Consider the following 21,067-nt stretch of genomic DNA (forward strand, 5'->3'; position numbering starts at 1 on the left):
CCGTCCGTGCCCGAAGGCGACACCCTCTACCGCATCGCCGAGAACATCCGGCCTGTGCTCCAGGGCCAGGCCATCACGGCCGCGCTCAGCAACCCCTCGCCCCAGGTCCCGGCGATCGACGCGGCGTCGCTGGTCGGATGCACGATCACCTCGGTCGAAGCCCGCGGCAAGCACCTGCTGATCTCCCTCGACGACGACCGGGTCGTGCACTCGCACCTCGGCATGCACGGCTCGTGGCACGCCTACACGATCGGCGAGCCGTGGCGCAAGCCGGCGCGGCAGGCCGGCCTGGCCATGCGGACCGCGACGCACGAGGTCGTCAACTTCAACCCCAAGCTGCTCGAGCTGGTCACCGCCACCACGCTCCGCCGCAACGACTACCTGCAGCGGCTCGGCCCCGACCTGATGCTGCCGGACGTCGACCTGCCGAGCATCCTCCCGCGGCTGCGGACGCACAACGCCGCGCCGGTCGGCGAGGCGGTCATGAACCAGACGCTGCTGGCTGGCGTCGGCAACGTGTACAAATCCGAAACGCTGTTCCTCGCCCGCATCAACCCGTGGTCCCGCGTCGACGAGCTGGGCGACCAGCAGCTGCTCGACTACCTCCAGCTCACCCACCGGCTGATGCGGCTCAACCGGAAGTCGGGCAAACGCACCACCCGCTTCGCCGGCGACGGCGTCCGCTTCTGGGTGTACGGCCGCAGCGGCCAGGCGTGCTTCGAGTGCGCCGACAAGGTCCGCATCCGCCGCCAGGGCGACGCCGGCCGCACCACCTACTGGTGCCCCACCTGCCAGCAACCGCCCGCCGGCCGGTGACTACTGTCCGCTAGGGTTTTGTCCAAAAACACGCGCGGAGGGGACAAAACTAGCTCTGTAGAAATCTTATCGTTGCTAGCTAAACTGTAGGTAGTGTTGTTTCCGTACGGTGTGGGTGCGAACGACGAAGTCTCCCATCGCGTTGCTGCTTGCCGCCCACGAGCTGGGTCGTCGGACGGTGCGTCGTTACTGGCATCACCGTGCCCCGAAGAAGTTCACGCTCCCTCAGCTGTTCGCGTGCCTGGTGCTGAAGGAGTTCTTGCGGCTGGACTACCGGAAGCTGTCGGCGGTGCTGGAGGAGTCGCCCAGCTGGACCGCGGCGATCGGCCTGGCGAGCGTGCCGCACTTCACCACCTTCCAGAAGGCGGCCGCGCGGCTGCTGGAGAACCGCCGCGTGCAGCGGATGCTGGACCAGACGACCCGGATGGGGCAGGAGCTGACGCTCCTGCCGGGCCGCTCGCCGCTGGCGGCGTTGGACGCCACGGGCCTGGAGTCGAGCACCGCCAGTCGGCACTACACGCAGGCCCGCTCGCGGGCCCAGAAACGGGGGAAACAGCACACCTACCTCACCTACCGGGAGTTCCCCAAGATCGGCGTGCTGAGCGACTGCACCAGCCACCTGGTCCTGGCGGTGGTCCACGACAAGGGCCCCAGCTGCGACGTCCGCCACTTCCGCGAGGCGTTCGACCAGGCCCGCCGGCGGATCCCGATCCAGACGCTGCTGGCCGACGGCGGCTACGACAGCGAGGCCAACCACCGCCACTGCCGCGAGGCCTGCGGCGTCCGCTCGCTGATCCCCGCTAGGCTCGGCCGCTCCGGCAAGCCGCCCCGAACCTACTGGCGACGCGTCATGGCCAGCCGGCTGCACACCACCCGCTACGGGCAACGCGCCCAGGCCGAGACCACCATCAGCATGCTCAAACGCCTCCTCGGGCCCCAGCTGCGAGCACGAAAAAAGCCCATGCAGCGACGCGAAGCCGCCCTCAAGACCCTCACTCTCAACCTCATGATCCTCTAAACATCTAGAAGCTTTCTACAGAGCTACAAAACTCCGGGCGTGTTTTCCGCTCAAACAGCGTCTGGTGCTGCTATAGCAGTGTTTCCGCGCGAGAGGGGCAATTGAGCCGGGGGGTTTTGTCCGTTTTCGATCGCCGAGGGGACAACTCAACGCGACCGAGCGAACCAGTTCCCATCCGCGCAGCAGTCACCGACGGCCCGAGCGAGCAAGCTCACCGACCGATGCGCACCTACCTAAGCACACCCATTAGATCGCGCGAGGTGGCCGGTTTCTACAAAGAAACGGCCCAGCAGGCTCACTCCGCCGCGTGGCCCGCAACGTATTCCTGGGCGAGCCGCGACAGCCGGGCCACCAGCTCGGCGTGCTCGGGGCGGTCCGCCAGGTTGGTCAGCTCGTGGGGGTCGTTGACCGGGTCGGTCAGCATCCGGCCGGGTCCGCGGCCGTAGAACTCGGCGTAGCGCCACCGCTCGGTGCGGACGCACACGCCGCTGACGGTCTTGCCGTCGGCGCTCCAGATGGTGTACGCCGGCCGGTCCGACGCCGCGTCGGGGTCCTCGAGGAACCGCGCCAGGCTCACCCCCTCCAGCTGCTCGGGGATGGGCAGCCCGCACAGGTCGCACAGCGTGGGGTAGATGTCCAGCGCCTCGACGACTCGCGGGCAGGCGGCGCCGGCCGCTGCGGCGCGCGGGTCGCGGATCAGCAGCGGCGTCCGCGCGCCCTGCTCCCACAGCGACCCGGCCTTGGACCACTTGCCCTTCTCACCGAGCTGGTAACCGTGGTCGCCCCAGAACAGCACGATGGTGTTGTCCGCCAGGCCCTGGGCCTCCAGCTCGTCGAGCACGCGGCCGGCGTTCCAGTCCATCCAGGCGCTGGCGGCCAGGTACGCGTGGATCATCTTACGGGCGGACTCGGGAGTCGAGTCGCGGCCCACAAACAGGTCGGCGTTGGACGGGCGGATCGAGCCGGCCGGGAAGCCCTCCGGCACGGTCGGCCGCGGCGCATAGTCGGGCGACAGCTCGATCTCCGCGGGGTCGAACTGGTCGAAGAACCGCTGCGGCGCCGCCAGCGGGCTGTGCGGCTTGTGGAACCCGGCCGTGAGGAAGAACGGCTCGGTCGGATTGCTGCGGAGGTACTCCACCGCCCGGTCGGCGATCTTGTGGTCGGTGTGGTCGCGGCCCTCGTTGGGCAGCACGATCCAGCGGTCGGAGCGTTCGGTTTTGGTGAGCAACCGGCCGTCCGCGTTGCGTTCGCGGTGCACGGGCGGCTTGGCGGACGCGTCCTGGCCGAAGTAGCGGGGGCGGCCCCCTACGGACCAGGCCTGAGAGTCATCGATCCCGCCGTGGAAGATCTTGCCGGAGCGAACCGTCTGGTAGCCGTGGGCCTTGAAGTGGCGGACCAGGCTGACCGCGTCGGGCCGCGTGGCGCCGAACCACGTGCGGTTGCCCAGCACGCCCACCGTGGTGGGACGCAGCCCAGTCAGCACCGAGCTGCGCGACGGGTTGCAGAGCGGGAATTGGCAGTACGCCTTGTCGAACCGCACCGCGGTCGCGGCGAACTCGTCCAGGCGGGGCGTCTGGGCGACCGGGCTGCCGTAGCACCCCATCTCGTTACGAAGGTCGTCCGCGATGATCAGCAGCACGTTGGGACGCGTATTCTCTGCCGCGGACGCCCATCGCGAGGCCGCCACTACCAGACCGAAGACCGCCATCGCCAGCAGCGAGTTCCGCAGGAAGGCCGGGGCGCGCATAGATTCATTCCGAGTGTGCGTGGGACGAGTGGCGCCGCGGCGGGCGGCGTCCGGCTACCACTCTAGCCAAGCCGACTCGTCGGCGTCCAGCAGGGCGAACAGCTCGTCGGCCGGCTCTTCGGGTTCGCTATCCGCGTCGGCCGCGGACTCAACCGACAGCCGCTTGGCGGGCCGGGCGTCTGGGTCCGCGTCGTACAGCAGCAGGTCGCCGAGTGGGCTGGCGGCGGGCGCCGGCGTGGAGATTGCGGGCGTGTCGGCCCCTTCGGCCTCGTCGATCTCCTCGATGGCGATCGCGAACGCCGCCTGCAGCGGAGTCGGCGACTGGATGCTCTGGGCCACAGGCGCCGCCTCAGCGGCGGCGGCAGCCGAGGCCGCTGCCGCAAGCGCCGTAACAGCGCTGGGCGTTTCGGCGAACGCGACAGGCGCGGCCGCGGTCGCGCCGTAGTTGCTCCGCCAGAGGTCGTAGTCGGCCTGGTCCACGACGCCGTTGCGGCTGCCGTCCGCCGCCAGGCTGTCGGTGCTGCCGAGCGTGTCGCGCCACACGGAGTAGTCGGCCGCATTGACCAGCCCGTCGGCGTTGTAGTCGCCCTCAAGTCCGCCGCCGAAGTAGAGCGGCGGCAGCGGCGCCGGGTCCATCCCCTCGCCGATCCAGTAGCCGGGGTGCGAGGGCTGGTTGTAGGCTACGTTCTGACCCGCCACCGACGAGCGGTAGTGCGTGTCGTGCATCAGGGTCGGCAGCCGTGACGTGGCGGCGATGGTGGTGGTCCAGATCTCCAGGGCCGTGCTGTCGCTGCGCCGCCAGATCACCTCCTCACGCCAGTCGCCGAACAGGTCGGCGACCAGGCTTGGCGTGCTCTTCGACCCGTTGCTCGACGACAGCCCCGCCGTGCTGTTGATCCCCGAGTTGCCGAACGAAACGAGGTTCGACCTGCCCGGGTTGTTCCACTCGGAGATGGTGGTGCCGTCGAGCAGCTCGCGGGACAGGTCGGCGTCCCACCAGACGGCGAAGTTGTACATCATGTTGCCCGGGGTGTCGTACAACGCCTCGCCGGACACGTTGTAGATCCTCCGGGTCCCCTCGTTGGTGGTGGCCCAGAACTCGTACCCCACGTGGTTGGGGTCGATGTCGGCCGCGACGCCGCGGCCGACGTCGTTGTTCGAGGGGATCTGGAACAGGAGCTCGCCGGTCTGCGCGTCGCGCAGCTCGCCGCCCGCATCACGGCCCTCGCTCTCGTAGGCGCTAGGCGACTCGTGCACCATGAACACCTCCAGGCCGGGGTTGGAGGGGTCGAGGTCGGACACATGAATCGCGTCGCCGTGGCCCAGGCCGGTGGAGTACAGGCCCGTGCCGTCGTGGTCGAGGGCCGAGCCGCCGTGGATGATCTCGTCGTAGCCGTCGCCGTCGACGTCGGCGATCACCAGCGCGTTGGAGCCCTGGGCGATGTACTCCGGGTTGGCGCCGTTGGTCGCCGCGTTGAACCGCCACCGCTGGGTCAGCTCGCCGCCCCGCCAGTCGAGCGCGACCACCTCGTTGCGCGCCTGGAACCCGCTTTGCGGCCCGTAGTAGCCGCGGGCCCAGACGATGCTGGGCCGCTCTCCGTCCAGGTAGGCCACGCCGGACAGGAAGCGGTCGACGCGGTTGCCGTACGAGTCGCCCCAGGTCGACGCGCTGATCCGCTCGAGCGGGAACGGGATGCTCTGGAGCTCGGCCCCGGACAGCCCGTCGAACACGGTCAGGTACTCGGGGCCGGTGAGCACGTAGCCGCTGGAGTTCCGGTAGTCCGCCGCGGGGCTGTCGCGGTTGAGGAGGACGTCGTTCCCCTGCCCGTCGACCGTTCCGGGCGCGGTCTTGAGGACCACCTCCGATCGGCCGTCGCCGTCGAGGTCGTAGACCACCATCTGCGTGTAGTGCGCGCCGGCGCGGACGTTGTGGCCAAGGTCGATCCGCCACAGCAGCTCGCCCTCCAGCGTGTACGCGTCGACGTACACGTTGCCGGTGTAGCCCGACTGCGAGTTGTCCTTCGAGTTGGACGGGTCCCACTTGAGGATCACCTCGTACTGCCCGTCGCCGTCGAGGTCGCCGACGGTGGCGTCGTTCGCGGAGTAGGTGTAGTCCTCGCCTGAGGGCGTCTGGCCGCCCGGCGGTATCACCAGCGGAATCGTCAGGTGCTGCTCGATCGTGGCGAAGGCGCCGAGCGTGTAACCCTCGCTGAGAGGCTGCTCGACGCCGTCGATCACCGGGGCGACGTAGTAGGTGTTGTCCCTTGTCAGGTCGGCCGTGTCGTCGACGAAGTCCGTGGTCTGGGTGATCGCGCCCCGCTGCAGCGGCACAGGGGCGCCGCCGTCGGTGGACCGGTAGATCCTGAACGCCACGTCCGCCGGGTCGGTCCCCAACAGCCGCCAGCCCACATACACGGTGGACCCGGAGGGACGCACCGCCACCACGCCGCGGTTGAGGTACTCCACCTGCCGCGGGAACACGACCGGGTCTTCTGGGTAGGCGTCGTCGTGGCCGGGTGGTTGGCCGTCGTCGAGGGTCAGCACGGGCCGCATGGCCGGGTCGGCGTTCTCGCGCGAGCCGTAGCCCCAGCCGCGGTAGTTGCCGGCGTCGACGTACGTGACGAAGGTCGCCAGCCCGTCGTCGGCCTGGCGGCTCTCGAGGAACGCGATCAGGTCCGGGCCGGAGATCGACTGGGCCGCGCCGTCCACGTTCTCCACGACCTCGGTGACATCGGCGCCGCTCTCTTCGTCCAGATTGAACAACCGTGACACGTCCAGCCCGTCGCCGCCGACGGCCGTGTACTCGAGCCCGACACCGCCCTCGGCTAGGGTGGCCTCGTCCCAGTCTTGCGGCGTGTTGCCGGCCATGTCGAGCAGCCCGTACACGTCGAACCGGCCGGTGATGATGGTGTCGTTGCGGGCGCCGGCGGTCTTGAACAGGTTGAGCGACACCGACTCGTAGGCGTCGAAGTCGATCCCCGAGACGTCAAACCGCACGTACGTGACCCGGTCGCCGGGGCCGTTGGCGTCGAGCGTGTCCAGCACGGCCGCGTCGCCGGCGCCGACCCCTGACTGAGTGTACGTGTCCGCCTCGGCCACGAGGTTCGTGACAGCAAGCAGCTGGCGAGGCTCCAGCGGTTCGAAACCGAGGCAAGCAGGCTTCCCGGGCGCGAAACTACGAAGGGTGCGTCGTGACATGCAGGGGCGGGCGGGGGGAGAGATCGGCGGTGCGCGGCTTAGACGCCCAGAGAATCAGAGGGCCGGAAGAGGCGCCGCCTGCGCGAGTCTGTTTATTTTAGCAGCTGGCTCGGAATGCCGTAGTAAACGGCGCCGAGCACCGCCGCAATTGCCTGCCCGTTTTCCGCAAAGGCGGCGCACCGCGCTCCCGCCCGACTATCTGACAGGTTGGCGTTTGGTACTATTCAAGTGTCCCGTGGGGCGGGATGCACCCGGTGGTCTTTTCGTCCGCCCGCCCCTAGGACTGCTGCGCTATTCACTAGTTAGCTCCTGCCCTTTCGGGCGTTCACGGAGGCTGCCGATGTCCCCTGCCCAAACCGCCCGCGTTTCGGCCCGCGTCCGTGCTGGTCAGACCGGTTTCACCCTGGTGGAACTGCTGGTGGTGATCGCCATCATCGGCGTGCTGATCGCGCTGCTGCTTCCGGCAGTCCAGTCGGCCCGCGAGGCGGCCCGCCGGATGGACTGCGCCAACCGGTTGCGGCAACTCGGCATCGCGGCGCACAACTACCACGACAGCTTCAAGGAACTGCCCACGCACGGCGTGCTGCCGACCTCGCTGAGCAGCCAGGCCCAGCTGACGCGGTTCATGGAAGAGGCCGCGATCTACGACCTGGTCGATCAGGAGCAGCACTGGTCCAACAGCCGCAACGCCCGCGCATACTGGACGCCGATCCCGCAGCTCCGCTGCCCGAGCACCCCGTCCACCCAGTGGACCGACACCGGCCGCGCCCCGCAGATCGCCGGGCAGCCGGCCGCCGGCGACTCGATGGAGACCGCGCTCAGCCCGCACTACGTAGGGATCATGGGCGCCAAGCCCGGCCCGCGGAAGGACGGCTCCATCATCTCCGGTTGCCCCCCTTCGGGCGGCGGACGCAGCGCGAAGTTTGAGGGCTTCGCGACCACCTACTACCAAGACAACTGCAGCATGGGCACGGCGAACTCGGGCGGCGTGGCGATCAACGGCGCTATCTTCCCGCTGTCGAACGTCAAGTTCTCGAAGATCACCGACGGCACGTCGAAGACCATGATGTACGGTGAGATGTCGTGGGACGTCGGCGCCATGCAGCCGTGGATCGTGGGCAGCATCACCGGCGCCGGGATCACCGACCCCAAGAGCACCGCCGCCCGCGGCTGGGTGCACGGCGCCAAGAACGTGATGCACCCGCCGGGCTTCGCGGCGCTGCACGACCCGGCCGACGTGCAGCCGTCCGCCACGACCCGCACCAACAACCCGCTGACCGACGCCAGCCTGGGCAGCAACCACCCGGGCGGGTTCCACGTGCTGATGTGCGACGCTTCGATCCAGTACGTCACGAACGATGTCGACCTGGTGGCGGTGCTCCGGCCGATGGCGAGCCGGCAGTCGGAAGACATCTACGAGTCGCCGTTCTAGCGTCCCCCAGCCGAGAGCTATGCTTCACCTCCTTCGCCCCGCGGCCGTCTTGCTGGCCGCCTGCGTGCTGTTTGCCGGCTGTGGCGGCGGTCCCGACCTGGCCACGGTGCGCGGCGTCGTGCTGCTGGACGACAAGCCGCTCTCCACCGGGACGGTGAACTTCATCCCCGCCGACGGCGGCCCGGCCGCGTCCGGCGAGATCAGCGCCGACGGCAGCTTCGAGCTGCAGACCAAGGATGTCGGCCGTGGCGCCCTGGTCGGCAAGCACCGCGTCGCGGTCGTGGCGTTCAAGAGCGCCACCTGGCCCCCCAACTACGACCAGACCGACGGCCAGCAGGACTCCGGCGCGCTTGTGCCCGCCCACTACGGGATCGCGGACTCGTCGGGCATCAGCTTCGAGGTCGAGCCTGGCCAGAACGAGTTCACCATCGAGCTCAGCTCCAACTAGCGGTGACGCTGCTTCGCTCATCGTTGGGCCCGCCGGGCGAGGCTGCGCGCACTAACAGCTTCCACCCTGACACCCACTCCGAGATCCCGATGCCCCCTCACGTCCCGCGGCCTGCTGCTTACCGACTCGTTCTCTTGGCTGTGGCGGCAACGGCGGCCTCCGGCGTTACGGCGGCCGAGGGCGAGCAAGCGGGCCCACGCACGCTGTTCCTGATCGGCGACTCGACCGTGAAGAACGGCAGCGGCCGGGGCGACGGCGGCCTGTGGGGTTGGGGCCAGGTGCTGCAGCCACACTTCGACCGCGAGCAGGTGATCGTCGAGAACCGCGCGCTCGGCGGCCGCAGCAGCCGGACCTACCTGACCGAGGGGCTGTGGGAACGCACGCTGGAAAAGATCAAGCCGGGCGATGTGGTGCTGATGCAGTTCGGCCACAACGACGGCGGGCAGATGTTCGCCAGCAACCGCCCGCGGGCGTCGATCCGTGGCAACGGCGATGAGACGCAAGACGGCGTCGTCGAGCAGACCGGCAAGGCCGAGACCGTCCACAGCTACGGCTGGTACCTCCGCAAGTATATCGCCGACGCCCAGGCGAAAGGGGCGACCCCCGTGGTGCTCTCGCCCGTGCCGCGGGACCGATGGAAGGACGGCAAGCTTGTGCGCGCCGACGGCGACTACGGCCGCTGGGCCCGCGAGGCGGCCGAACAGGCGGGCGCCGCGTTCGTCGACCTCAACGCTCTCGTCGCCGACCGCTACGACGAGCTGGGACAGGAGGCGGTCCACGCGGAGCTGTTCACGCCCACCGACCACACCCACACGAACCGGCGCGGCGCCGAGGTCAACGCCGAGTGCGTCGCGGCCGGCGTCCGCAGCTTAAGCGACTCGCCGCTCCGCGCTGCCCTGCTTCCGCCACCCGGCCAGGAATACCGATTCGACTTTGGGGCCGAACAGGCAACCGACGGCTTCGTGGCGATCACCAATGCCCAGCCCTACGCGGCGGACCCGGGCTTCGGGTTCGAGCCGGGCGCCGACGTCACGCTCAGCGGCGCGGACGGTGGGCAGGCTGCCTCGGAAGAACCCTTCGCGTTCTCCGTCCGGCTGCCGGAGGGGAATCACCTGGTGCGGGTCACGCTGGGCGCCGCCGAAGGGGGCTCCGCCACGCGGGTCGAGGCGGAGCTGCGCCGCCGCCTGATCGACGACGTTGTCACTCAGGGCGGCGACACCGCCACCCGGGAGTTCCTCGTCAACACCCGCACCCCCGCCCTGCCCCACGGCCGCTGGGTCCGGTTGAAGGAGCGGGAGAAGACCTCCGAAGTGGCCGCCTGGGACCACAAGCTGACGCTGCGGTTCGCTGGCGAGCGTCCCAGCGTCAAGCGGCTCGAGGTCTTGCCGGCGGCGGACGCGCCGACGCTGTTCCTGCTGGGCGATTCGACCGTGGCCGACCAGTACAAAGAGCCCTGGGCGAGCTGGGGGCAGAAGCTGCCGCGGCTGTTCGACTCGACGCTGGCGGTGGCTAACCACGCCGAGTCGGGCGAGACGCTGGGCGGCGCCTGGGGCGCGGGGCGGTGCGACAAGGTGCTGCACCTTCTGCGGCCGGGCGACTTCGTCATGGCGCAGTTCGGCCACAACGACATGAAGAGCAAGCGGCCCGACGCGTTGGAGCGGTACCGACGCGACTTGGTGAAGCTGGTCCAGGCCGTCCGCGAGCGCGGTGGGCAGCCGATCCTGGTGACCTCCATGGAACGCAAGGCGGGACTCGACAAGGACACGCTGGGCGAGTACCCGCAGACGGTCCGTGACGTCGCCGCCGAGATGAACGCCCCGCTGATCGACCTGCACGCGACTAGCAAGCAGCTCTACCAAGACCTAGACGACCGGCTCGACTCGGCCTTCCAGGACGGCACGCACCACACCAACTTCGGCGCCGAGCTGCTCGCCGCCCTGGTGGCCGATGGGGTTCGCCAGTCGGCGCCCGATCTGGCCGCCCACCTGTCGGACGCTCCGCCGGTGCGGCCGTAGTCCACGGCGAGCAGAGGCCCTACTCAGCGACGCGGATCGTCGCCTCACCGGGCTCGAGGCCCTCGGCCGCCGCGGTCACCGTCAGCTCGCCCTCGGCCGCGTCGGCCCCCACGATCGCAATGCAGCGGCCGCGGTACGTGGTCCGCTGGTCTCCGCGGAATGGCTCGTGGCTGGTTGGCGAGCCGTTGTCGACCGCCCGCACCGCGCCCGGCCCGTCCACGGTGAAAGTCACCAGCTGCTCGGCGCCAGGCACGAGCACGCCGCTGGCGTCCACCACGCGGGCCTCGACGACGGCGACCTGGTCGACCGAGTCGCTCAGCTGCCCGACGCTGCTGATCAGCTCGAGCCGCGCAGGGGGGCCGGCGGTCTGCAACTCGTGACGGGCGACTTCGGCGCCGCTGTCGCGGGCGACCGCCACCAGCTTGCCGGGCTGGTAGTCGACGCGCCACTGGCGGGCCCGGCCGCTGCGGGAGAGCGGCTGGGCGCCAAGCGACTCGCCGTTGAGCAGCAGCTCAACTTCCTCACAGTTGCTGTAGACCTCGACCAGCTGCTCGCCCGGGTCGGCGTCCTGCGGGGTCCAGTCGTCGAACAGCACCTGGGGCCGCTTCCACTCGCTCTCCTCGTAGCCGGGGTCCTCCGGCGTGAGCGCGGTGGGCGCGACGCGGCGGAACGCGCGGACCATGGGGGTCTCGGACCACCAGCTCTGGCGCTCGTAGCCCCGCGCGTGCGGGTGGCCCGTGCGGTCCAGCAGGCCGGTGTCGAAGGTGGTGATCGGCCAGCGGGCGGACTCGCCCAGATAATCGATGCCCACCCACAGGAACTGCCCGGCGACCTGGGCGTTGTCGCGGCACGTGAGCCAGCGGCTGCGGTCGTGGCCCTGCTCGGTGTTGACGACTTTGCGTGTGGGGTCGTCCCGCCAGGCGTCCAGCAGCTCGGTGGTGCGGTAGTTGGTGCCGATCACGTCCAGCAGGTCCGCCAGGCCGTTGTCGTAGTCGTGGGTTACGTTCGGGCGGAACAGCCCCTGCGTGACGGGCCGGGTCGGGTCCGTCTGGTGGCAGACCTCCACCAGGCCGGCGAGCACCCGCTTGGCGTGCTCGGCGTCGTGCGTGTCGCGGATCTCGTTGCCGACGCTGTACATGATGACCGAGGGGTGGTTGCGGTCTCGCCGCACCGTTTCACGCAGGTCGCGCCGCCACCACTCGTCGAAGTACAGGTGGTAATCGTGCCGGCGTTTGCCCCTGTGCCAGACGTCGAAGAACTCGTCCATTACCAGCAGGCCCAGCTCATCGCACAGGTCGAGGAACACGGGGTCCACCGGGTTGTGGGATGTCCGCACCGCGTTGACGCCCAGCCGCTGCAGCGCCATCAGCCGCTCCCGCCACAGGCTCTTGGGGACCGCCGCGCCGACCGCTCCGGCGCAGTGGTGCAGGCACACGCCCTTGAGCTTCAGGTTCTGGCCGTTCAGCCAGAACCCGGTGTCGGGCCGGAACTCGGCCCTGCGGATACCGATGCGGGTCGCGACCTCGTCGCGGGGTTGTCCGTCGACAAGCAGCTGGTTGGTCACCGTGTAGAGCGCGCCGTGGCTAACGTGCCACAGCTCCGGCTTGGTGATCGAGAGGTCTTGCTCGACGACGCCCACGGCGCCGGCGAGGACCTGCCCGACCGCCTCGCGGGTCGCCACCTCGGCGCCGTCTGGGCTGTGGACGGTCGTCCGGAGCGTCACCTCCAGGTCGGCGTCCGACTCGTTCATCACCTCGGCCTGGCACGCAAGCACGGCCGACTCGGCGGCGACCTCCGGCGTGGAAAGAAATACGCCGTCTTGCGAGAACCGGACCGGGTCCACGACCACCAACCGGGCCTTGCGGTAGATGCCGCTGCCGGTGTACCACCGCGACGCCGGCTGCGCGGACGTGTCCGCCCGGACGGCGAGCACGTTCTCGCCGCCGGCCTTGAGGTGCGGCGTCAGCTCGTAGCGGAGGCCGACGTAGCCGGACGGCCGGCTGCCCAGGTGGGCGCCGTTGATCCAGACATCACTGTTGGACATGACGCCGTCGAACTCGACAAACACCCTCCTCCCGCCGCCGGCCTCAGGGGTTGTGAAGTGCTTGCGGTACCAGGCCACGCCGGTCGGCAGGAAGCCGCCGGACGAACCCGACGGCGCGTCCTTCTGAAAGTCGCCCCGGATGCTCCAGTCGTGCGGCAGCCGCACGGATGACCAGGCCGAGTCGTCGAGGTCGGCCGCCTGACCGCCCTCCAGATCGGACTGCTGGAAACGCCAGCCATCGTTCAGGTCGGTGAGGACCCGCGTGGCGGCGGCGGCGGGCACGGCGGTGGTGATCGCGGCCAGCGCAAGTAAGGGAAGTCGCACGGGCTTCTCCTAACGGTAGTTCTTGAGATAGATGGGCCGTGGCCTCAGTCTTCCGGCTGGAAGGCGCGCCCGTTGACCGACACGTCAAGCAGCAGCAGGTTGTCGATCTGGCCCGTGCGGAGACGATCCTGGCGGGCGGTCACTTCGACCTGCTGGAGCGTGATGTTCTGCAGGGTGTCGCCGTCGTTGCCGCGCAGATCGCCCAGCGTGGCGAGCGAGCCGCTGACCCGCCGGAGGACAACATTCCGGACCGTCGAGGTCGGTGGCTCGTGCCCCTGCAGGTCGAAGAACTGCGTCCACGGCTTCACGTCGAACAGCGACTGCGCGCCGTCGAGCTTCAGGTCCTCGAACGTTAGGTTCTCGTAGAGCTGGGGCGTGTCCGGCCGGAGCTTGAGCCGCACCACCGGGATCGCCGGCCCCACGCGGCAGTTGCGCACCACCACGTTGCGCACCAGGGTCGCCTCGCTACCGCAGGTCAGCACGCCGTGGCCACTCTGGAAGTCGCAGTCCTCGACCACCACGTTCTCGACCGGCGGGCTCGACTCGTCCTCGAGCGCCAGCGGCCCCTTGGTCCCCTTGAGGGCGATGCAGTCGTCGCCGACGGAGATGATGCAGCACCGGATGGTCACGCCCTGGCAGCTGTCGACGTCGATCCCGTCGGAGCTGGGGGCGCGGTCGATCGAAACCTCGTCCCAGGGCTGGTCATCGCCGGAGATCTTGGGCGGGTCGCCGTGGGGGGCCGTGATCACCAGCCCCTGCAGCAGCACGTTGCGGCAGCGGTAGACGTGCAGGTTCCAGAACCCTGAGTCCTTCAGCCGAATGCCGCTGACGGTCACGCCGTCGCAGTCGTCGATGTACATCAGGCGGGGGCGTTCCACCTCCAGGTTGGTGCACTTGCGGTTCTCGGCGCGGCGTTTCCAGAACGCGGCCCAGTAGGGCCGGCCGGCGCCGTCCAGCACGCCGGCTCCGGTGACCGCAACACGTTTGAGGCCCTCAGCGTTAATCAACGCGGGGCGCCAGGGCTGGACCTTGCCCTCGATGCGCGTCATCCGGGTGGGGAAGTCGTCGATGTCGCCCGAGCCCTGCAGCACGGCGCCCTGTTCGAGGTGCAGCTCGACGCCCTGCTTGAGGAACAGCGCGCCGGACTTGAACACGCCCTCGGGAACCACGAGGCGGCCGCCGCCTTGTTTGCTGAGCGCGTCGATCGCCTTCTGGATAGCGGCTGTGTTGATCTGCTCGCCGTCGCCCACGGCGCCGTGATCGACGATCGACGTATCCGCCCAGGCGGTGGCGGCGGAGGCAAAGACAACCGCCAGCGCTGCAGCCAGTGGTCTTTGAAGCAATGGTCTTTGAAGCTGTTTCATGAACCCCATCTTATCAAAAAACGATGGGGGCGGTGATGAATCACCGCCCCCACTGCCCCGCTCGGTCCAGGCAACCGCCTGGGTAAACTCAACAGAGACGCGGACCCTTCACGGCGACCTACCGGTCGCCTTCGGCCCGGCCGCCTCAGACGCGCCGGCGCGGCCGCAGCCCGCCGGCGAGGCCAGCCATAATCAAGCCCGCAACCAGGGCGGCCGGCTCGGGCGCAGCGCCCGAGGAGCCGCTCGGCCCGGCGGCGACCGCACCGTAGTTGTCGCGCCACAGGTCGTAGTGGGCGCCGCCAACCGGCACGCCAAGGCCGCCGTCGTTCGGCAGCGCGACGTTGGCGCCGAGGCTGTCACGCCAGATGGTGTAGTCGGCTGCGTCGACCACGTTGTCCTGGTTGTAGTCACCCGGCAGGCCGAGCACCTCGCCGAGCGTCGTGACGCTCAGCAAGCCGTTGCCGGTGATGTACGAAACCTGGAACGTAGCGCTGGCGTTGCCGATCCGCCCGTAGGTGCCGACCGCCTGAGGGTCGTTCCCAAAGTAGAGCGAGTCGATAACGTCGGTCGAGCTGTGATCCAGGTTCAGGATCGAGCTGCCGCCAATAAACAGGTCGGCGGCGTCGGCGAAGAACGCCTGGTTGACGCTCAGCGTTCCCTCGGAGACCGTGGTGTCGCCGGTGTAGGTGCTGGCGCCGGTCAGGGTGAGCGTGCCCGCCCCCACCTTGGTCAGACGCGACACGGCGATCGATCCGCCGCCGCCGTCGCCGTCCTCGATGACGCCGGCGAAGTCCGAATCGGTCCCCAGCCCACCGATCTCCCAGTTGACGTTCGGGATCGTGCCCGAGCCGCCGGTGAAGCCGTCGAGCACGGAGCTGGCGTCGCCGTGCAGCTCGCCGATGGCGGTTGTGATCTCGCCGGTGCCGCCGTTACGGTTAGCCAGTCGGGCGCCGGTGAGATTCAGCACCGCGTTGGGCAGCGTGGTCGCCGCGCCGGCGGTGCGCACCTCGCCGAGCAGCAGGGCGCTGCCGTTGGGGGCGATTGTCAGGGTGCCGCTGAAGGACTCGGTGTTGTTCAGGGCCAGCCACTTGCCCTCCACGCCCGAGTTGATGGTGAGGTCACCCTCGCCGGACAGGTTGGGGATGCCGTAGGTGCCGCCGGACCCCGACGCACCCTCCGCCTGGATGGTGTTGGAGGTGCCGGCGGTCACGGTCAGGCTGCTGTTGCTGATCGCGGACCCCGTGGGGGCGTTGATCGTGGCGCCCGACATGGTCAGGGCCCCGGTGCCCATCGCCTGGTTCGCGCCAATCTCGACGGCGCCGCCCTCGATCGTGACGCTGGTGAACTCGTTGACGGCGCTCAGCGTCAGGGTGCTCGACCCACGCTTGGTGAGCGTGCCGGTGGCCAGGATCGAGCTGCCGCTGAAGCCGTAGTTGTTGGTGTTAGAGTCGACCACCACGTTACGCGGGTTGACCACCGTCGTGACATTGATGGCCGGGTTGGCGCCGGTGTCGTTGAAGGTGATGTCGTCGCCCTGGAAGAACACATCCGGCGAGCCGCCAAGGGTCCAGTTCTGAGTGGTCTCGACGTCCCAGTCGCCGTTCACGGCGCCGGACCAGACAACCGCCCCACCCGCGCCCACCTCGGTGCTGGTGAACTTCAGGCTGTTGCCGTCGATGAACACGGTCGGCTTGTCACCGCGGCCGGGCCAGTTGACGCTCCAGCCACTGAGCGAGTCGCTGAAGCCGCCGCTGGATGTCAGGAAGGTGTAGGTCAGGCCGGGCGCGGGGTCGGCGCCCAGGAAGTTAGGGTCGACCAAGCCGCCCCCCGACACGCTGGTCGTGCCGTTGACCTGGACCAGGTCGTTGACGCCAGGAGTGTCGTTCATGTCGTACACGATCGAGCCGCCGTTGAAGCTCAGCTGACCGTCAAACGTGATCGTGCCCACGGTGGGGACGGGCTCGTTGGTCAGGTCGGTGTCGTTGTCGACGGTCGACACGTCGGCCGGCCGGATCTCGCCCTCGTCGTGGTTAAAGGCGCCAACAATCGTGCCGCTGCCCTGGATCTGCTGCAGAGGCGACGACGAGAACGTGTTGGTCGTGCCGGAGACGTCCAGCGTGGCGCCGGCCAGCACGTCGATCGTGGACTTGAATGTGCCGTAGCCGCCGGGGATCGAGTCCGCCGTGTTGGTAAAGGCGAGCGTGCCCTCAGAGACGCGGACCACGCCGCCCTGGCGGCCGATGTCGGTGTTGGATCCCACGAGCGGGTCCACAAACGTCCCGGAGAAGGTGTGGGTGCCGGCGCCAATCTTGTTGATCGACATGCCGCCGAACGTGGTGGAGCCGCCGCCGCCGGTCACGGTGCCGGCGAACTCGCTGTCGCCACCCAGGCCGCCGATGATGTAGCGGGCCGCGCTGCCGCCCGAGCCGCCGTTGCCGCCCCGCAGGTTCGCGGTGGCCGTGCCGTTGAGGGCGCCGAAGGGGAGGTTGTTGCCGAACGAGTTGGTCCGGATGAAGAACTCGAAGTTGTCCATGTTGACCACCGAGTTCTCGAACGACGCCGCAGTCCAACCGCCGCCGTTGACGCGGCCGCGGAAGAAGCTGACGCCGGCCTCGTCGGTGCCGGTCATGTTCACCACGCTGAACCCGCCGCCGGTGACCCAGTCGCCGTCAGCGGAAACCGTGGCGCCCGCAGTGCCCGACTCGATGTTGAGCGTGCTCCCGCCGCCGCCCTGGATGTTGTCCAGGAAGTTCGATCCGCCGCCCAGCATGCGGATGGTGCCGGTCCCACCGGCCGCGACCGAAACCGTGTCGAACACGCCGCCGGCGATCGCGTTCTCCAGCACGGTCCCGTCGGCCATCGCGATCGGGGCCGTGGCGCCCGCGTAGATGCCCAGCGTGCCGATGCGGAGCGTGCCGCCGTTCACGTTGATGGGCCCGGTGAGGGCGCTGGCGTCGCCGCCGATGGTAAGGATGCCCACGCCCTGCTTGGTGAAGCCGCTTGTGCCCGCCAGGTTGTTGCCGATAAAGGCGTCGTCGAACTCGGAGCTGGGAATGAGCTGATTGACCGTGATGGTGGGCGCGTCGTCGTCGAGCGTGATGACCGACGTCTCCGGGACGTTCGTGAAGAAGTCCCAGACGCCGCCGGTGGCCGTGTTGGTATCGCCGAAGATGATGTGGCCCAGGGTCAGCGGCGAGTCGACCGTGATGCTGGCGTCGCCATTCAGGTCGACCGAGTTGAAGTCGGCCGTGGCGCCCACGCCGCTGGCGACCGTTCCGCCATTCCAGTTGCCGGTACTGAAGTAGTCGCCCCCGGCGGTGTTGTTCCAGGTGCCGTCAACGCCCAAGGCGAGCGGAGTCAGTGCTAGGGACAGCGCCACACAGGCGCCCGCGCGGGCTAAACCAGCGAAAGGTCGCGTGATTGTTCGTCCAGTGAGCATTGCCATCTTTCGCACCATGTCCTGAGAAGTGGGGTGACGTCGGAGTTGGAACCTAGAACAGTTGATTTGCACGCTCGACCGCGAGCCGAATCCGGTAGCCCAAGCGTCGTGAAGCAGAGCATGGCTCCGCCGCCGAGTAGGTGTGCATACGGGCAGCGAACGACTCGAAGCCGCCACAGTTCACCCTGAACGGGCGAGGAAAACAGTCGGAGATAAGACAGGGAACCAGTACTACAGGCTGCCCAAACGGAATAATCCGCCCCTGTGCCCTTCAGATTAGATCCGCCCTGTGGGGCTGTCCAGCAGCCCTGTTTGCAATGGGGGTCGCGGAAAACGCAGCGGGGTGCAAGCGTAGTCGACTGCACTCCTGCCGGGCTCGACCGGTCAGGTTAGCTCTTCCCGACTGCGGGGAGCGTCAGTGCTCTTCATGCTTCGATGCAACAAAGAGCTCAACAGAGCAGGAGCCCGCAAGAACGGCTCTCCGCAGAGCGATCTCTTGGCGGCCAGCTGGACCGTCGGACGATCAGCAGGTTTCTAATCGGTGGTGACCTTCGTCAGCTTAACAGGGCCGATCAGCCCCTGCGGCTGAACCGGCCAGCCGGACGCGTCGAATTTCCGGTACCGGATCGTGACAAGATTAATGTCCTTGAAGATCCTCCACGGGATACCCCGCCCGTCGAGGTCCCGGATGCGGTTGGTGGCCGTGCTGGTCACCTCCACTTCCAGTCGGTTGCCAGTGGACTTGAGCGGGCCGACCTGCGTTTGGAAGGTGGGCCCGATCAGGGTGCGTGGCTCACCGCCGTTGAGCCGGACCCGCGCGCTGTGCGCGACCTCCCCCAGGTCGAGCCGCCAATCGCCCTCGGCCGCCTCGGCGGGGACATCAAACTCAAACGCGTACCGGGCTGTGCCCGCAAACCGCTGCGCGTCGGCCAAATCCAGGGCGGTCCAGGGCTGAACGATGTCCATCCTTTGCGGCCCAGGAAGCGTGGGGCCGCCGGCGATGAACTCGACGTCGGCCGGGCCGTCCAGCGCGATCGACTGCCCATCCTGTCCCGTGTAGACCCAGGCCGGGAATTCCGTGGAAGCGGCTTCGCAGCGGACGAACAGGCTTTCGCCCGGGGCCAGTTGCAGGCGAAGCTCGTGGCCGTTCTCACCGGCTCGCCCCTCGGCTACGCCCGTGTCGCCCGTCATCGGATCGAGAAGGACCGCTTGCTCGAACTGGCCGGCGGGCGCGAACCACCCGTCGAACGGCTCGCCCGCGGTGTTGACGACCATGTAGAGCGACGCGTCGTCGGCTTTCTTGCGGAGGATCGACAGCCCCGCCGGGACCTGCTCACCACGGGCGGTCGTTTGCTTGAGCAGCGTCAGCAGGTCCTCCCCGCGGAGGCAATCGCCGCTGTCCTTGAGCATCGCGGTGGTGTTCTTCCAGTCGTCGGACTCCTCCAAGCCGGCCAGCCCGGGCTCAGACGAGGGCAGCCCGCCCCAGAACACCACCTTGGCGCCGGCCTGGGCGAGCTCGCTGAGCTTGGCCAGTGATTTGAGCGGCATGTGCTCGGGCTTCGGCGCGACTACCACGCGGTACTCGCCGCCCGGGAGCCTGATCGCGTTGTCGCCGCTCGCGACGGCCTGCTGCAACTGCGCGTCGGAAATAAAATCGAACCCGTAGCCGTTGTCGACCAGCATCGCCGCGGCCTCGCCGATCGGCTGCCGATCGAGCCACGATTCGCTGCTGTGCACGCTCATGTTGCTCCGCAGCCCGCGTGGGTTGTGCCAGTAGTCGTGGATCGGCCAGTAGAGCAGCACATCGTTGTCCGGCTGCGAGGCCTGGAGCAGCGACTGGCAACGCGTCATGTACGCGTTGAGCGCCGGCAGGTCACGCCACAGCGGGTTCTGCGGGTTCACCTGGGTCGAGGCGTAGAACAACCACCCCGGCCATTGTGCCCGCTCCGGCGAGTAGGCGGTGCCGTGGTAGATGGCGTGGTTGACGCCAGCGGTCATCTGCCGGTCGAGCAGTTGCTTGAGCTCAGCAAGCGTGACGTGGAAGTGCTCGTTGAGCCACGTTCCCGACTCGCTCGACGTGAGCCGCTTGCCCATGGTGTTGGCGGCCGACGAGGCGAATTTCATCACCAGGGGATTGGTGTCGCCGCTGGTGAGACGACCGAAGCTCTCGGTTTCCGGGATGTCGCACAGGCCGTACAGGTCGAGCCAGTTGGCGGGCGATCCGTGCGACTGGTTGCGGGCCAGGAGGCCGTGCTCGTGCGACCACTCGATCCACGGCAGCAGCATGTGGTCGCGGACCAGGTCGGAGAGCGTCTCGCGGTAGTCGCACTTGACCCGCGCAACCGTTTCGCTGGGCCCCACGCCATTCAGCTCGGCGAGCCGGTCTTCCAAACGGTAGCCCCGGCGGTTGTGGAACTCGGTGAAGAAGTCTGGCTGCCAATCGCCCTCATACTCGAACGAGTCGTGGAACGACGCCCGCAGCCCGGGCAGCTCTTTGGCGGTGGAGCTGAACTCGTTCAGGTAGCCCCTAACCGAGTCGGCCCAGAACGGGTTGATGTTCACGCCCTCGCCGCCCGGCGCCGGACGCTTCACGCGGTCACCGGCCCAGCGGTAGGCGACCACGTAGACTTTCGAGTCGGCGTCGGCCTGCCACTCCAGCCGGCTGTCGGTCAGGTGCTCCGAGAGATTCGCTCGGCGTCCCTCCGGGCCTACAGCGACCGCGGCCTGAGGGCGTTCCCTGTCGAAGTCGACGCTGAGCGTCTCGCCCGCGGCAACCTCGTGCTCGCTGAGCACCAGCCGAGAGTTGCCTTGCTCGCGGCTCATCTCCGGCCCCCCCATCCGCCAGCCTGACCCCGGCGGGAGGTCGACGCCCATCCCCAGCCGGTCGGCTTCGGCGATGGCGTGCTGGACCGCGCCGAGCCAGGCCTCCGACCGGTAGGGCAGCTCGTGCTCGTCCTCCCCCTGGACGCCGTAGATGCAGGTGATCTCGACGCCGCCGATGCCGGCGTCATGGTACTCCTGCAGCAGCCGTGTAATCTCCTGCTTGTCGACCGCCGACCCCAGCCACCACCACCGCGTCCACGGGCGGCTCTCGGCGGTCGGCTCCGGCCACAGGCCCGGCGCGTCGGCGGCAACGGACGGGCAGCAGTTGGCCAGCATCAGCAGGGCGGCAAGCGTGGCGACGCGGAGCGGTATCGGCATGGGACCCGTCGGGAGAAGAGA

At 68.7% G+C, this 21,067-nt stretch carries 11 protein-coding genes; 5 read left to right on the forward strand and 6 right to left on the reverse strand.

The genetic code is table 11. The annotated features are described in order from the left end of the window. Positions 1–6: 6 nt before the first annotated feature. Positions 7–816, forward strand: a complete 810-nt coding sequence (locus KOR34_RS12700; protein WP_146564947.1) for an Fpg/Nei family DNA glycosylase — start codon at positions 7–9, stop codon at positions 814–816. Between the two features lie 115 nt (positions 817–931). Continuing rightward, on the forward strand, positions 932–1,834 hold the full coding sequence (locus KOR34_RS12705) for a transposase (RefSeq protein ID WP_197531361.1): 903 nt from the start codon (positions 932–934) through the stop codon (positions 1,832–1,834). Positions 1,835–2,129: 295 nt separating this feature from the next. Here KOR34_RS12705 and KOR34_RS12710 read toward each other — a convergent pair whose 3' ends face one another. Together KOR34_RS12710 and KOR34_RS12715 are read right to left on the reverse strand one after the other, a co-directional pair. Further along, on the reverse strand, positions 2,130–3,581 hold the full coding sequence (locus KOR34_RS12710; protein WP_146564949.1) for a sulfatase: 1,452 nt from the start codon (positions 3,579–3,581) through the stop codon (positions 2,130–2,132). 54 nt (positions 3,582–3,635) lie between these two features. After that, positions 3,636–6,779 (reverse strand): rhamnogalacturonan lyase family protein, encoded by a 3,144-nt coding sequence (locus KOR34_RS12715; protein ID WP_146564950.1) that lies wholly within the window; start codon positions 6,777–6,779, stop codon positions 3,636–3,638. A 340-nt stretch (positions 6,780–7,119) separates the two neighbouring features. Here KOR34_RS12715 and KOR34_RS12720 point away from each other — a divergent pair, with 340 nt between their 5' ends. The 3 genes from KOR34_RS12720 (at position 7,120) to KOR34_RS26685 (ending at position 10,674) form a co-directional block, all read left to right on the forward strand. After that, complete coding sequence (locus KOR34_RS12720) at positions 7,120–8,211, forward strand: DUF1559 domain-containing protein (RefSeq protein ID WP_197531362.1); 1,092 nt, start codon at positions 7,120–7,122, stop codon at positions 8,209–8,211. Positions 8,212–8,230: 19 nt separating this feature from the next. After that, a complete protein-coding gene (locus KOR34_RS12725; RefSeq protein WP_146564952.1) occupies positions 8,231–8,659 on the forward strand; it encodes a hypothetical protein in 429 nt (142 codons plus the stop codon). Between the two features lie 89 nt (positions 8,660–8,748). Then, positions 8,749–10,674 (forward strand): rhamnogalacturonan acetylesterase, encoded by a 1,926-nt coding sequence (locus tag KOR34_RS26685; protein ID WP_197531363.1) that lies wholly within the window; start codon positions 8,749–8,751, stop codon positions 10,672–10,674. A gap of 19 nt (positions 10,675–10,693) precedes the next feature. On the opposite strand, the gene KOR34_RS12735 is transcribed toward KOR34_RS26685, so the two are convergent. The 4 genes from KOR34_RS12735 to KOR34_RS12750 all read right to left on the reverse strand — a co-directional run bounded on the left by KOR34_RS12735 (position 10,694) and on the right by KOR34_RS12750 (position 21,046). Then, positions 10,694–13,042: a glycoside hydrolase family 2 TIM barrel-domain containing protein gene (locus KOR34_RS12735; RefSeq protein ID WP_228714598.1), complete on the reverse strand. Its 2,349-nt coding sequence runs from the start codon at positions 13,040–13,042 to the stop codon at positions 10,694–10,696. Between the two features lie 44 nt (positions 13,043–13,086). Beyond that, positions 13,087–14,406 (reverse strand): glycoside hydrolase family 28 protein, encoded by a 1,320-nt coding sequence (locus KOR34_RS12740; RefSeq protein ID WP_197531364.1) that lies wholly within the window; start codon positions 14,404–14,406, stop codon positions 13,087–13,089. 145 nt (positions 14,407–14,551) lie between these two features. Then, positions 14,552–17,785, reverse strand: coding sequence for a beta strand repeat-containing protein (locus KOR34_RS12745; protein WP_197531365.1), 3,234 nt, complete (start codon positions 17,783–17,785; stop codon positions 14,552–14,554). Between the two features lie 594 nt (positions 17,786–18,379). Continuing rightward, entirely contained in the window at positions 18,380–21,046 is a 2,667-nt protein-coding gene (locus tag KOR34_RS12750) for a glycosyl hydrolase (RefSeq protein WP_146564955.1), read from the reverse strand. Positions 21,047–21,067: the final 21 nt, after the last annotated feature.

It is taken from the genome of Posidoniimonas corsicana (assembly GCF_007859765.1).
GTDB classification, from domain to species: Bacteria; Planctomycetota; Planctomycetia; order Pirellulales; family Lacipirellulaceae; genus Posidoniimonas; species Posidoniimonas corsicana.